The sequence below is a fragment of the Streptomyces sp. NPDC028298 genome, assembly GCF_055565895.1.
The window spans coordinates 242176-255567 of sequence record NZ_JBVHTL010000006.1 but is presented as its reverse complement, the minus strand read 5'-3'; the positions used below and the strand labels follow the sequence as shown (position 1 = coordinate 255567).

At 71.9% G+C, this 13392-nt stretch carries 11 protein-coding genes; 5 read left to right on the top strand and 6 right to left on the bottom strand.

Features of this window, described 5'->3' with window-relative positions; translation table 11 throughout:
- Positions 1 to 27 precede the first annotated feature (27 nt).
- A complete protein-coding gene (gene purU, locus ACZ4TO_RS26750) occupies positions 28 to 912 on the bottom strand; it encodes a formyltetrahydrofolate deformylase (RefSeq protein ID WP_382792818.1) in 885 nt (294 codons plus the stop codon).
- Positions 913 to 1014: 102 nt separating this feature from the next.
- A complete protein-coding gene (locus tag ACZ4TO_RS26745) occupies positions 1015 to 1515 on the bottom strand; it encodes an SCO4402 family protein (protein WP_382792815.1) in 501 nt (166 codons plus the stop codon).
- Positions 1516 to 1632: 117 nt separating this feature from the next.
- Here ACZ4TO_RS26745 and ACZ4TO_RS26740 point away from each other — a divergent pair, with 117 nt between their 5' ends.
- Positions 1633 to 2931 (top strand): ABC transporter substrate-binding protein, encoded by a 1299-nt coding sequence (locus tag ACZ4TO_RS26740; protein ID WP_382792812.1) that lies wholly within the window; start codon positions 1633 to 1635, stop codon positions 2929 to 2931.
- A 137-nt stretch (positions 2932 to 3068) separates the two neighbouring features.
- On the opposite strand, the gene ACZ4TO_RS26735 is transcribed toward ACZ4TO_RS26740, so the two are convergent.
- Together ACZ4TO_RS26735 and ACZ4TO_RS26730 are read right to left on the bottom strand one after the other, a co-directional pair.
- The gene (locus ACZ4TO_RS26735; protein WP_468025395.1) at positions 3069 to 4718 is read right to left on the bottom strand and encodes a hypothetical protein; all 1650 of its coding nucleotides are present in this window, start codon (positions 4716 to 4718) and stop codon (positions 3069 to 3071) included.
- 287 nt (positions 4719 to 5005) lie between these two features.
- Positions 5006 to 6391, bottom strand: a complete 1386-nt coding sequence (locus ACZ4TO_RS26730; RefSeq protein ID WP_385042404.1) for a transcriptional regulator — start codon at positions 6389 to 6391, stop codon at positions 5006 to 5008.
- A gap of 305 nt (positions 6392 to 6696) precedes the next feature.
- Here ACZ4TO_RS26730 and ACZ4TO_RS26725 point away from each other — a divergent pair, with 305 nt between their 5' ends.
- The 3 genes from ACZ4TO_RS26725 (at position 6697) to ACZ4TO_RS26715 (ending at position 9843) form a co-directional block, all read left to right on the top strand.
- On the top strand, positions 6697 to 7350 hold the full coding sequence (locus ACZ4TO_RS26725) for a bifunctional DNA primase/polymerase (RefSeq protein WP_468025554.1): 654 nt from the start codon (positions 6697 to 6699) through the stop codon (positions 7348 to 7350).
- An 85-nt stretch (positions 7351 to 7435) separates the two neighbouring features.
- Positions 7436 to 8233 (top strand): ABC transporter ATP-binding protein, encoded by a 798-nt coding sequence (locus ACZ4TO_RS26720; RefSeq protein WP_385042403.1) that lies wholly within the window; start codon positions 7436 to 7438, stop codon positions 8231 to 8233.
- Positions 8230 to 9843: a transporter gene (locus tag ACZ4TO_RS26715; protein ID WP_382792800.1), complete on the top strand. Its 1614-nt coding sequence runs from the start codon at positions 8230 to 8232 to the stop codon at positions 9841 to 9843. The genes ACZ4TO_RS26720 and ACZ4TO_RS26715 overlap by 4 nt, the downstream gene beginning before the upstream one ends.
- A gap of 185 nt (positions 9844 to 10028) precedes the next feature.
- Here ACZ4TO_RS26715 and ACZ4TO_RS26710 read toward each other — a convergent pair whose 3' ends face one another.
- Both ACZ4TO_RS26710 and ACZ4TO_RS26705 read right to left on the bottom strand, forming a co-directional pair.
- Positions 10029 to 10895, bottom strand: coding sequence for an alpha/beta fold hydrolase (locus ACZ4TO_RS26710; RefSeq protein WP_382792798.1), 867 nt, complete (start codon positions 10893 to 10895; stop codon positions 10029 to 10031).
- Between the two features lie 682 nt (positions 10896 to 11577).
- Positions 11578 to 12270: a metal-dependent transcriptional regulator gene (locus ACZ4TO_RS26705; RefSeq protein ID WP_382792795.1), complete on the bottom strand. Its 693-nt coding sequence runs from the start codon at positions 12268 to 12270 to the stop codon at positions 11578 to 11580.
- Positions 12271 to 12627: 357 nt separating this feature from the next.
- Here ACZ4TO_RS26705 and ACZ4TO_RS26700 point away from each other — a divergent pair, with 357 nt between their 5' ends.
- Positions 12628 to 13383, top strand: a complete 756-nt coding sequence (locus ACZ4TO_RS26700; RefSeq protein WP_382792792.1) for an SIS domain-containing protein — start codon at positions 12628 to 12630, stop codon at positions 13381 to 13383.
- The last annotated feature ends 9 nt before the right edge of the window (positions 13384 to 13392 follow it).

Sequence of the window (13392 nt, the reverse complement as noted above, 5' to 3'; positions counted from 1 at the left end):
GCGCCCCGCGCCCCGGACGTCAGGCGGTCAGGCGAAGACGACCGTGCGGCGTCCGTTGAGCAGGATGCGGCGCTCCGCGTGCCACTTCACGGCGCGGGCCAGGGCCTGGCACTCCACGTCACGGCCGATGGCGACGAGCTGGTCGGGGGTGACGTCGTGGCCGACCCGCTCGACCTCCTGCTCGATGATCGGGCCCTCGTCGAGGTCGGCGGTGACGTAGTGCGCCGTGGCGCCGATGAGCTTGACCCCGCGGGCGTGTGCCTGGTGGTAGGGCTTGGCGCCCTTGAAGCTCGGCAGGAAGGAGTGGTGGATGTTGATGATGCGGCCGCTGAGCTGCTTGCACAGATCGTCCGAGAGGACCTGCATGTAGCGGGCGAGGACGACCAGCTCGACGCCCTTCTCGCGCACCAGCTCCAGCAACTGCGCCTCGGCCTCGGCCTTCGTGTCCTTCGTCACCGCGATGTGGTGGAAGGGAACGTCGTACGACCCCACGAGCTCCGCGAAGTCGGTGTGGTTGGAGACCACGGCGGCGATGTCGACGGGCAGCGCGCCGATCCGCGCGCGGAAGAGGAGGTCGTTCAGGCAGTGGCCGAACTTGCTGACCATGAGGACGACCCGCATCCGGTCCTCGGCGCGGTGGATCTGCCACTCCATGTGGAACGCGTCGCCGATCGCTGTGAAACTCGCCCGCAATTTCTCCACGGTCACCGGGGATTCGGCGGAGAAGTGGACGCGCATGAAGAACAGACCGGTGTCGTGGTCGCCGAACTGCTGGCTGTCCTCGATGTTGCAGCCGGTCATGAACAAGTAGCTCGACACGGCGTGCACGATGCCCTGCTTGTCGGGGCAGGACAGCGTCAGGACGTACTGCTCGGCGGAGGGCACGGTCTCGCGGACGGACGGCTCATTCATGCGGGACAGGCTTTCATACCGGGCGCCCGCGCAGGAGTGCCGTCCCGCCACGCGGACGCCGCCCGGGCCCCCGCGCCGACCGCGCCGCGACGCCGCGCGGAGCTACGCCGACCGCGTCAGGATGCGCAGGACCTCAAGGGTGCGCGGAGGCGCGTCCGGGTCCTCTCCGTCGCTCGATGCCAGCCGCATGTGCGCGGCACGCGCGGCCTGGAGGGCGTCCGGCCAGCCCTGGTGGTCGAGGTAGGCGGAGACCGGGGCGTCGGGTCCGACCTGGTGCATGATCCGCAGGACCCGCAGGACGGCACTGTCCACGAGGGCCGCCTCCTGGGAGTCGCGGAAGATCGTGCCGACGTATTTCTCGGCCGACCAGTTGTCCAGCCAGGTGTCCTCGACCAGGCGGTACACGGCGTCGGTGACGTCGCCGTATCCGTCGACGCCGGCGAGCCAGACGTCTCTCTGGAACGCGGGGTCGGAAAGCATGTGCAGCGCGGAGCGCACATTGCTGCGCCAGCGCCACCAGGGCATGTCGTTCAGTGGCATGCCGCCCATGGTGGATGAGCGACGGCCGCGGCGGGAAGAGTTCTCCGAGTCTTGCACGGTCATCGATCGTACGTTCCCTGTGAAAAACAGTTCATCGACCCCTGTAATTCACCTCTGCGTCACCTGGTGTCGACCACGGGTCACATAAATATTTTTGATGTGGCGGAATCGTGCATGCCCATGACCGGTAGGCGACGTACTCGCACCACCTCCCCCACCCCGCCCCGGCCCCGCAAGGCCAAGCTGCTGTACGCGAGCGCCTTGGTGGCGTGCGCGTCGGTCGCCGTCGGATGCGGGGTCATCCCTGGTGCCACGGGGGGCTCCGGGGATGGCCCCGTCAAGGTGATGACCTGGGCCCCCGAGAAGACCAACGCGACGAACAAGCCCGGAATGCCGGCCCTGGCGAAGGCGTACGCGCGCTGGGTCAACGCGCACGGAGGTATCAACGGCCGCCGGCTCGAGGTCCTCACCTGCAACGACCACAACGACTCGGTCGCCGCCGCGCACTGCGCCGAGCGGGCCGTCGACGAGGACGTCGTCGCGGTCGTGGGCTCCTACAGCCAGCACAGCCGGGCGTTCCTCGCCCCGCTGGAGAGCGCCGGCATCCCCTACATCGGAGGCTTCGGCGTCACCGACGACGAGTTCACCAGCCCCGTCTCCTACCCCGTCAACGGCGGTCAGGGCGTCCTGCTGGCCGGCCTCGGCGAGCAGCTCGCGAAGAACTGCGGCGCCGTCTCGCTCATACGCCCCGACACGATCGCCGGTGACGAGCTGCCGGTGCTGCTCGACTCCGGTCTGAAGGCGCTGGGCCACTCGCAGGCCGCGGACCAGCGGGCGGCCGAGGACGCCACCGAGTACTCCCGGCCGACCCAGCAGGCGCTCGACCACGCGACGTCCGACCCGAGCAAGCCGGGCTGTGTGGTCCCCGCGCTCGGCGACCGCACGAACACCTTCATGGACTCCTTCCGGCGCGACGCCAAGGACTACCCGAAGGTGCACACCGGGACGGTCATCGGCAACGTCGACCAGTCGCTCATCGACGCCACCGGAGGCAAGTCGGGCCCCTACGAGGGTTCGTACGTCACCGGCTGGTACCCGACCGCCGACGACTCGCGCTGGAACCCGATGCGCGCGGTGATCAAGGAACAGGCGTTCGGCGACAACCGGATCGACCCCGCCGACGCCGGGGTGCAGACCACCTGGATCGCCTACACCGTGCTGAGGAAGGCCATCGAGTCCCTCGGTGCGGGAGAGGTCTCGCCCCTCACTCTGCGGCGCGAACTCGACAACGGCCTGAAGGTGGACACCGGCGGGCTCACCCCGGTCCTGAGCTGGCGCTTCGACGCGGACACCGCCGCCGCCGACTTCCCGCGCCTGGTCAACGCCAACGTCACGTTCCAGGTGGTCAACGGCGGTCTGCTCACCTCGCAGCGCAAGGGGTTCGTCAACATGACGAAGACCCTGTCCGGGGAGGACTAGCCGGTCCCCGGCGGGACACCGCTCACGACGAAAGCCTGGCCCCCGCACCGTTCGGTGCGGGGGCCGGGCTTTCGTGCGTGGCCGGTACCGGCGTGCGCGGCCGGAAGGGGCGCGTGCTGCCGGAAGCGTGCGCCCGGTCAGAGCTGGGTGCGGGCCCGCTGGGTCAGGCCGTACTTCGACGCGATGGCGTTCCACAGCGTCGCGGCCTTCCCCTTCTGGGCGGAGGCCGTGCCGCTGGCCCGGTCGCCCGCCTGGGTCTGCCCGGTGGTGCGGGCATGGCCCTTGCGGCAGCCCTTCTTGTCGTTCTTGACCTGGTCGGCCCAGGCCGCGTAGTGGTTGTCGGCCGCGGCGGAGGCCTTCCAGCCGCTGTTGAGGGCGGCGCTCAGCTCGTCGTGGTTCGGCAGCTTGTCGACCGAGAGGCCGGCGAGCCGGGTGACCAGCTCGCCGCGCTGCTTGGCCGCGTCCCGCAGATCACTGGCCGCCTGGTCGAGGTTGCCGCACGCCTTCACGTTCGCCACGGCGTTGATCACCGAGTCGCGGCTGCTGGCGCTGTCCGCGAGCAGCTTGTCCAGTTCGACGGCCTGCGCCTTCACCGGATCGGCACCGGCGGGCGCCGACGAACCCGCCGTCGCGGGCGCGGTCGCGGCCACCGTCTTGCCGGTGTCGTCCTTGGCGTCGTCGCCACCGCCACCGCCGCTGAGCAGGGCGCCCGCGCCGACACCGAGCACGATGATGCCGATGCCGACCGCGGCGATCACTGGGACGCGCGAACGGCCGCGGCCACCGCCGCCCGCGTCACCGCCCGACGGGCCGCCGCGCCGCCCGGCGGCACGTCCGCCGCCGGCGCCGGGCACCGGCTGGGCGCCGTACCGGTCACCCTGGCCGTAGGGGTCCTGCGGGCCGTACGGGTCCTGCGGGCCGCCCGCGTCGATACGGGGCAGCATCTGCGTCGACCCGGCGACCTCCGGCTCGCTGCGGAAGAGATTGTCGAACTCCGCCGGGGGCTGCCGCTCCTCGTGCGCTCCGGAGGGCATCCCGTAGGAGCCCGAGGGCTGCGCGGGGACGGGCGGGATGTACTGCGTGGCGTCGGCGTCCGAACCGCCCGGCGCGGCCTGTCCCGGGTAGTGCGGGGTACCGGCCGCGACCTCCGGCGGCAGAGCGCCCGGTCCGACCGGCGGAATGAACTGGGTGGCGCCCTCGTCCGGCGCGGCGGCGACCGGCGGTATGAACTGCGTCGCCCCCTCGTCGGCACCGGGGGCGGCCGGTATGTACGGAATGTACTGGGTGGCGCCGTCGTCACCGCCGGACGGGAGCGGGGTCCCGTGGCCGCCCTGCTGCTCCTGGGTCCCGTACGCGCCGTAGCCGTCGTATCCGGCGGCGGCGCCCGGGCCGTGCGCCCCCGGCGCATAGCCGTTCTGGGCGCCGTATGCCGAGGACGACGCGCTCTCGGGCGGCAGCGGTGCGGAGCCGGATCCGGGCGCGCCGAAGCCCTGCGCCTGCTGTGCGCCGTGCTGGTCCGCGGCCGGCCAGCCCTGGGCCCCGGAGGGCGTGGGGGCGCCCCAGGACGGATCGGCGTTCGCGGGCGTGCCCCAGCCGTCGGCGGACTGCGGGGCGGGGGCGGCCGACTGATCGGGACCCCACTGCCCACCCCAGGCCGGGCCACTGGCCGGGGTCACACGGTCACCCGTCGTGCCCGGCAGCAGGGGCTCGCTACCGTCGGAGGGCAGCACGATGCCTTCGTGCGCGGGCCGCGCCGAGGGCTCCTCGCCCTGTCCACTCTGCGTCACCGGGACTCCTACGAATGGGGGACCTTCGGAATCATCGGCTCACGCTACCGGGTCCCCACAACCCGGTGCCACGCAGCACCGGCGGTGACCGCGGCGCCCTGTGACGCGGGTAACGAAACCGCCCCCGAATGCGCTGTATCTCACTCCCTTCCCCCACGGCACTCTCGTTTTCCCGGCGTTCACGCCTCTAAGGGCCATATGTTCACGCAGGCGGGCCCCGAAGACCGCGAAGCGAAATGATCACACCCGCGCCGCCGGTCACTTCCGTGCCGGGTCCGCGCGTACGCTCACGCGGCCGCCTGCAGCTCCATGCGCGCCCCGAACTCCCGGACCACGGCCTCGTCCTGGAACGGCGCCAGGCGCTGCTGGAGGTCCTCCAGATACTCGGCGCCGCGGTTGGAGCGGAGCGTGCCGAGGAGTTCGACGGCGCGCAGACCGGTGTGGCAGGCCTGCTCCACCTCGCGCTTCTGGACCTGTGCCGTGGCGAGCAGGACGTAGCCGATGGCCCGGCGGCGGGCGCGCGACTCGGGAAGACCGGCCAGGGACTCCTCGGCGCACCGCGCGGCGGCCTCGGCCTGACCGAGGTCCCGGTGGCAGTGGGCCAACTCGTCGGCCAGATAGGCCTCGTCGAAGTGCGCGATCCACGCCGGATCGTCCCCGGAGGCCGCGTCGGCGTTCTCCAGGGCCGTGACGGCCTTCCCGGACGCCACCTGCGCGGCGCGCGCGTCGCCCAACAGCGCGTGCCCGCGCGCCTCGGCGGCGTGGAACATCGACTCCGCCCGCGGTGTCACCCGGCCCCGCGACCCTTCCTGGGCCGCGCGCGCCAACTGCGCGATCTCGCGCGGGTTGCCGAGCTGGGCGGCCAGGTGGCTCATGGACGCGGCGAGGACGTAACCGCCGTAGGCGCGGTCACCGGCCGCCTGCGCGAGCCGCAGCGCCTGGATGTAGTAGCGCTGGGCGAGCCCGGGCTGTCCGGTGTCGATGGCCATGTAGCCGGCGAGTTCGGTCAACCGGGAGACGGCGGCGAACAGTTCACGTCCGACCGCCTCGCGGTAGGAACCGGCGAGCAGCCCGGAGACCACGCTGTTCAGGTAGTGCACGACCACCGGGCGCACATGCCCGCTGCCGTACTGGTGGTCCAGGTCGGTCAGGGCCTGGGTCATCGCGCGGACCGCCGCCACGTCCGAGAGGCCGACGCGCGGGCCCGCCGACCGGGCCACCTGCGAGTCCGGCGACGAGATCAGCCAGTCGCGGCTCGGCTCGACGAGCGCGGAGGCGGCGACGGACGACCCGGACAGGAAGTCCCGCCGTCCCACGTCGCTGCGCCACAGCTCGCAGACCTGCTCGATCGCGCCCAGTATCGTCGGCGAGAACTGGAGACCGACGCCGGACGCCAGGTTCTTGCCGTTGGCCATGCCGATCTCGTCGATCGTGACCGTCCGGCCAAGCTTGCGCCCCAGCGCCTCGGCGATGATCGCCGGAGCCCTCCCCCGGGGCTGCTGCCCGCGCAGCCAGCGCGCGACCGACGTCTTGTCGTAGCGCAGGTCGAGTCCGTGCTCCGCTCCGCACATGTTCACTCGGCGGGCCAGCCCGGCGTTCGAGCAGCCCGCTTCCTGGATGAGCGCCTGGAGCCGTTCGTTCGGCTGCCTGGCGATGAGAGGCCTTGCGGCCATGGCGTACCCCCTGTGGCTGCGGTGCCTGCCCACGCACCGAGTTGATGTGTCCTCACCGGCCGGCGCACCGAAGGAGACCGGCCAGGAAGATCGATGCCCCGCAGACATACCGAAGATGCGAGACATGTGAGGATTGCCGGGGTAAGGACGGTCGCCCGACCCCATCCCTGATTACCCGCTACCGGCTGCCGCCGCCCCCGCGCGCCCCCACACGTGCATCCATGCGCCCCAGCCGGGGAATCGATGCTCCTCCCCCGCGCGCGTGTCCCCCGTAACCCTGGGTGGACGCGGAAGTTGAGATCGACGTGGAAGAGATCATCACAGGAACCGAGTCCGCACACTTTCCCCAGCAGCGGGGCGAATCGCTGCCGGAAACCGCCGTGCGCTACGCCGAGGAACGCCACTGGGACGTGTTCCCCGGCACCTGGCTGGTGACGTCCGGCGGGGTGCAGCTCTGCTCCTGCGGTGAACCCGCCTGTGCCGCGCCCGGCGCGCATCCGGCGCGCGAGGACTGGGCGGCCCAGGCCACGGGCAGCGCGACCGTGGCGCGGCGGCTCTGGTCGGTGCGGCCGGAGGCGTCGATCCTGCTGCCCACGGGGCGCGCGTTCGACGCGATCGACGTGCCCGAGACGGCCGGGTTCCTGGCGCTCGCCCGGATGCGGCGGATGGAGCTCACGCTCGGGCCGGTGACGTGCACCCCGGACCGCCGCATGCACTTCTTCGTGCTCCCCGGAGCCGCGGCGAAGGTTCCCGACCTGGTGCGGGCGCTGGGCTGGCCGCCGGCCTCGCTCGATCTGACCGTGCGCGGCGAGGGCTCCTACGTGGCCGCGCCGCCGACCCGGGTCGGATCGCGGGGTGCCGTGCAGTGGGCCTGCCGGCCGACGCCCGCGAACCGCTGGCTGCCGGACGCGGAGGAACTGATCTCCCCGCTGGCCTACGCCTGCGGACGGGACCGGTGACGGGCGGAGCCGGCCGGCGTCCGTAGATCGACCGGGACTCGGCGGGGACCGGTGGCGGGCGGCCGGGGGCCCTTAGGGTGCCTGTATGAGCGAGGGAGCGAAGGACGGCGGCGTGCCCGCCGTGCGTGTGCGGGGGCTCTGGAAGCGGTTCGGTGAGCAGGTCGCCGTGGCCGGGATCGATCTGGAGCTTCCCGCGGGGCAGTTCATCGGGCTCGTCGGGCCGAACGGCGCCGGCAAGACCACCACCCTGTCGATGGTGACCGGTCTGCTCAGACCCGATCAGGGCACGGTTGAGGTCGTGGGTCACGACGTCTGGCGCGACCCGGCGGAGGTGAAGGCCCGGATCGGGGTGCTGCCGGAGGGGCTCCGGCTGTTCGAGCGGCTCTCCGGACGCGAACTGCTGGGCTACACCGGCCGGCTGAGGGGGCTGCCCGGCGCCGAGGTCGACAAGCGCGCCACCCAGCTCCTGGACGTCCTCGACCTCGCGGGCGCCCAGCACAAGCTCGTCGTCGACTACTCGACCGGCATGCGCAAGAAGATCGGCCTGGCCTGCGCGCTCCTGCACAACCCCGAAGTCCTCTTCCTGGACGAGCCGTTCGAGGGCGTGGACCCGGTCTCCGCGCAGACCATCCGGGGCGTCCTGGAGCGGTACACCGCGTCCGGCGCCACCGTCGTCTTCTCCTCCCACGTGATGGAGCTGGTCGAGTCGCTGTGCGACTGGGTCGCCGTGATGGCCGCCGGGCGCATCCGCGCGCACGGTCCGCTCGCCGAGGTGCGCGGCGCCGCGCCCTCGCTCCAGCAGGCCTTCCTGGAACTGGTCGGCGCGCACGGGCGCGGCGTCACGACCGACCTGGACTGGCTGGGCGGCGGTGCTCCCCGATGAGCGCGGCCACCGGCGTCTCCGCCGCGTCGATCACTCCCGTCGTCGTACGACTGAAGCTGTCGCTCCTGCGCAACGGCCTGCGGCAGTCCGCCGGGCGGCGGGCCGCGTTCATCGCGTCCACGGTGCTGGTGCTGCTCTTCGCCGCGCTCCAACTGCTCGGCCTGATCGCGCTGCGCGGCAACGAGCACGCCACCGCCGTCGGCGTCCTCCTCGTGGCGATCCTGGCGCTCGGCTGGACGGTGATGCCGCTGTTCTTCCCCAGCGGCGACGAGACGCTCGATCCGACGCGGCTGGTGATGCTGCCGCTGCGGCCGCGGCCGCTCGTCCGGGCGCTGCTGGCCGCCTCCCTGGTCGGTGTCGGGCCGCTCTTCACGTTCTGCCTGCTGCTCGGTTCGGTGATCGCGGTCGCGCACGGGGCGGCCGCGTACGCGACGGCGGTGGTCGCGCTGGTGCTCGCCCTGCTGGTCTGCGTGGCCCTCGCCCGGGCCGTCGCGGCCGCCAACATCCGGCTGCTGTCCAGCCGCAAGGGCCGCGATCTTGCGGTGCTGAGCGGGCTGGTCGTCGCGATCGGCGCCCAGCTCGTCAACTTCGGCGCCCAGCGCCTGGGTTCGGCGGGCGGGCTGTCGGCGCTGGACCCGGTGACGGACGTGCTGCGCTGGATCCCGCCCGCGTCGGCGATCGGCGCCGTGGACTCGGTGAGCGACGGGTCGTACGGGGCCGGGATCGTCCAGCTCGCCCTGTGCGCGGCCGCCCTGGCGGGGCTGCTGGCGCTCTGGTCCCGTCATCTGACGCGGCTGATGACCTCGCCCGACGGGTCCACGCTCCAGGCCGCGGAGCCCGCCGCCAAGGAGCGCGGCTCCTCGGGGCTCGGGCGGCTGCTGCCGGCCGGACGCACCGGGACGGTCATGGAGCGCAGCCTGCGGTACGTGTGGCGCGACCCGAAGACCAAGGCGGCCTGGGTGACCTCGCTGGCCATCGGGCTGATCGTGCCGGTGTTCAACGCGCTCCAGGGCACCGGCTCGGTCTACTTCGCGTGCTTCGCGGCCGGGATGCTCGGGATCCAGATGTACAACCAGTTCGGGCAGGACACGTCGGCGTTCTGGATGGTGGCGCTGACGATCTCCTCCACCCGTGACGCGTACGTCGAGCTGCGCGGGCGGGCGCTGGCCCTGCTGTTGATCACCCTGCCGTACGCGACGCTCGTGACGACCGTGACGACGGGGCTGCTCGGCGCGTGGGGGAAGCTGCCCGAGGTGCTCGGGCTGTCCTTCGCGCTGCTCGGCGCGATGCTGGCGACCGGCGCGTGGTCCTCGGCACGCTTCCCGTACTCCATCCCCCAGGAGGGCTACAAGAACGTGGCGCCCGGTCAGGCCGGTCTGGCCTGGATCGCCATCTTCGGCGGCCTGATCTCGGCCGCCCTGCTCGCCTCTCCCGTCATCGCCCTGACGATCTGGCTGAACGTGAGCGCCGACGGCGACCGCTGGACCTGGCTGCTGTTGCCCGTGGGCGCCGTCTACGGGGCGCTGATCACCCTGCTCGGACTCCGGCTCGCCGCGCCGCGGACGGCTGGGCGCCTGCCGGAGATCCTGACGGCGGTCAGCAAGGGCTGACCGCGGGCCGCCGCCGGTGGTCGTGCGGCGTTGCGGTGCGCGTCCCCCTGAAAGGTGAGCTGAGCGGCCGGGACGGCACACCGCGCCGCAGCGCTATTGGGCACCACACAGCAGCGGAATATGAAGATCCGGTGAAGCTTCGTGATCACCTTGTGACACGGCCGGACTGCGTCGGCAGACAGGCCCTAGCCGGTGAGCACTCCGTCCAGAAACGGCTCGATCGCGGCGCGCCACGCCTCGGGCTGGTCGTAGTGCACGAGGTGGCCGGCGTCCGCGACCTCGGCGTACTGACCGCGCGGCAGGACCCGGACCATCTCCTGGGACTCGGCCCGGCCGAGTTCCCCGTCAAGGCCGCGGACGACCAGGGCGGGGCACCGGACCTGGGCGAGCTCCTCCCAGTGGGCGTCGTACACCCAGGTCTGGCGGGACTTGAGCATCTGTTCGGGTTCGAAGACGGGGCGCCAGCCGTCGGGGGACTCGTGCATCACCTCGGCGTAGAACTCGCCGCGGGAGGGATTCGGGCGCTCCACCCAGGGATCGTCCTCGCCGAACCATTTCCGTACGTCGGCGAGGGTGGCGAAGGGGACGGGCCAGGCCTTGAACCAGTCCTCCCATTCACGCTGGGAGGCGGAGCCGAGCGCCGAGGCCCGCATGTCGCAGATGATCAGGGCCCGGACGAGATCGGGGCGCTTGGCGGCGAGCTGCCAGCCGGTCAGTGCGCCCATCGCGTGGCCGACGACGACGGCCGGTCCGAGGCCGAGCTGGTCGAGGGCGGCTTCGGCGTCCTCGACGTAGGCCTCACGGGTGTACTCGGCCTCCGGGGCCTTGTCGCTCTGGCCGTGACCGCGCTGGTCGAGGGCGATGGCGCGGTGCCGCTCGGAGAGCCAGCGGGCGGTGGACGCCCAGTGCGAGGCGCGGCCCATGAGGCCGTGCAGTAACAGCACGCCGGGCGCCTCGGACGCCTTCGGCTGGTCGCTCTTGGGAGGGTCGGCGTACTCCCATGCGGCCAGGCGCACACCGCCGGCCCCTGTCACGTCGATGCGCCGCACCATCGGTAAAGGCACCCCCCTGGCTCGCTCGGACCCGCTCGCTCCCGCTCTTCCCGGCCGGTCCACTCGTACCGCTTTCTGCCGCTGTTCCCGGTGTGCGGGCGATGCCCTCACGCACGCCGCCACATCGTCACGTTATCGAATGGGGATTCGAAAATGGCCTCTCCGGCCGCAACACCCCTCGTTCGAGTGACCGCCCACCAGGATTGACCGCCGTCGCCCGGGGGAGATCTTCTGCGGGAGGCGGACCGCTCGGGGAAAACGGTCCGAAGGGAATGACCCTGGGAGCTCGGGGCTCCGGGTCAGCACAGGGGAGGACAGGCCCCGGCGCCGGAAGGCGCCGGGGCCCTCTCCGCATCTGCGGCACATCCTCACGCCCCCTCCCCGACCGTGCACGATCGCTCCCGGACACGGTCAAGAGCCCTCAAGTCATATGCCTCACGCGACAGCCTTGCACGCAAACGGTCTCGGCGCTGCGATTCGGCACACTGAATCTTGGTTTCGAGATGGTCGCGGAGACATCACAACTGCCCCTCCCGCCACAGCAGTTGACGCGTCCGGGGTGGTGGGGACGGGGGTGCCCCACGGTGTCCGGCGTGCTCCCGGACGCCGACCTCAAGGTCAGCGACTGCCGGCCTCTCGGTCGGCGCCCGGGAGCTGCCCCTCGCGGGTACCGGAAGATGCGTCAGCGCTTGGCGACGAACACATGCGAGGCGATGTCCGCCTCCAGCTCCGCGGCCTCACCGCCGCTGCCGACGAGGACCCCGCCGGCCGACTCGGTCACGCTGACCACGGAACCGGGCTGCACGCCCGCCCGCCGCAGCGTGTACATGAGCTGGGCGTCCGTCTGGATCGGCTCCCCGATCCGCCGGACGACCACGGTCTTGCCGTCCACACCCGGGTCGAGCTCGGACAGCGCCACCATGCCCTCGTCCAGGAACGGGTCGGCCCCGTCCTTCTCGCCCAGCTCCTCCAGGCCCGGGATCGGGTTGCCGTACGGCGACTCGGTCGGGTGGCGCAGCAGTTCGAGCACGCGCCGCTCCACCGCCTCGCTCATCACGTGCTCCCAGCGACAGGCCTCCGCGTGCACCTGCTCCCACTCCAGGCCGATCACGTCGACGAGCAGGCACTCGGCGAGACGGTGCTTGCGCATGACGCGGGTGGCCAGCCGCCGCCCCTCGTCCGTGAGCTCCAGATGCCGGTCGCTCGCCACCGCCACCAGACCGTCGCGCTCCATGCGCGCCACCGTCTGGCTCACCGTCGGGCCGCTCTGGTCGAGCCGCTCCGCGATCCGGGCGCGCATGGGGACAACGCCTTCCTCCTCCAGCTCGAGGATGGTGCGGAGATACATCTCCGTGGTGTCGATCAGTCCGGACATTCGTGCCCCTCGATTAGCTCTGCCGGAGACTCGATGGTCCACCGGCGTGTGCGCTGGCCCTGGACTCAATTCTGACGCATAGCACTGACAACCGTGCCTCGCCGTCCGAACCGCTTGGCGACGATCGCCTCGGAATGCCCGTGAATCAGGTCCCGTCCGGCCGCCGGGGCCCGCGTCACCGTGCCCTCGGGCGCCCCGGAAGCCGTATTGACAGGGCAGTGGTCCAGACCGCAACGTGATCCGCGACACGAGGATGTACGGCCACGCCGGGCGACCGGTTCGGCCGTCCGCCCGCCCTGCGCCGACCCGGCGCCGACGAGATCTCCAAGCCGACGAGACTTCAAAGGGGCTTCGCCGATGAGCGACAGCAAGCTGGCCGGGCAGTTCTTCGACGCCGCGATCGGCCTGCTGCGGCAGGTGCGGGACGAGGACGCCGGGGAGATCGGGGCGGCCGGGAACCTGATCGCGGACACCGTCGTGGACGGCGGCCGGCTCTTCGCCTTCGGCGCCGGTCACTCCTCGCTCGCCGCGCAGGACATCGTCTACCGCGCGGGCGGCCTGGCCCTGATGAACCTGCTCGCCGTACCGGGGGTGGTGGGCGTCGACGTCATGCCCGCGACCCTGGGCTCCGCCCTGGAGCGGGTCGACGGCCTGGCGAGCGCGGTCCTGGACTCCAGCCCGCTGCGCTCCGGCGACCTGTTGGTGATCATCTCGCTCTCCGGCCGCAACGCGCTCCCCGTGGAGATGGCGATGAACGCCCGCGCCCTGGGCGTGAAGGTCATCGGCGTCACCTCCGTCGCCTACGCCACCGAGACGACGTCACGGCACGTGTCGGGGACCTACCTCAAGGACCACTGCGACGTCGTCCTCGACTCGCGGATCCCGGTCGGCGACGCGGAACTCACCCTGGACTCCATCGAGGCACCCTTCGCCCCCGCCTCGACCGTCGTCACCTCGGCGCTCCTCCAGGCGGTGATGGCGACCGCAGCCGGCGCCCTCGCGGACCGCGGCATCGAACCGCCCCTGCTCCGCTCGGGCAACGTCGACGGCGGCCACGAGTGGAACGGCCGCGTCATGACGGAGTACGGGGACCGGATCTTCTACCGCCGCTAGGGCGCGGAC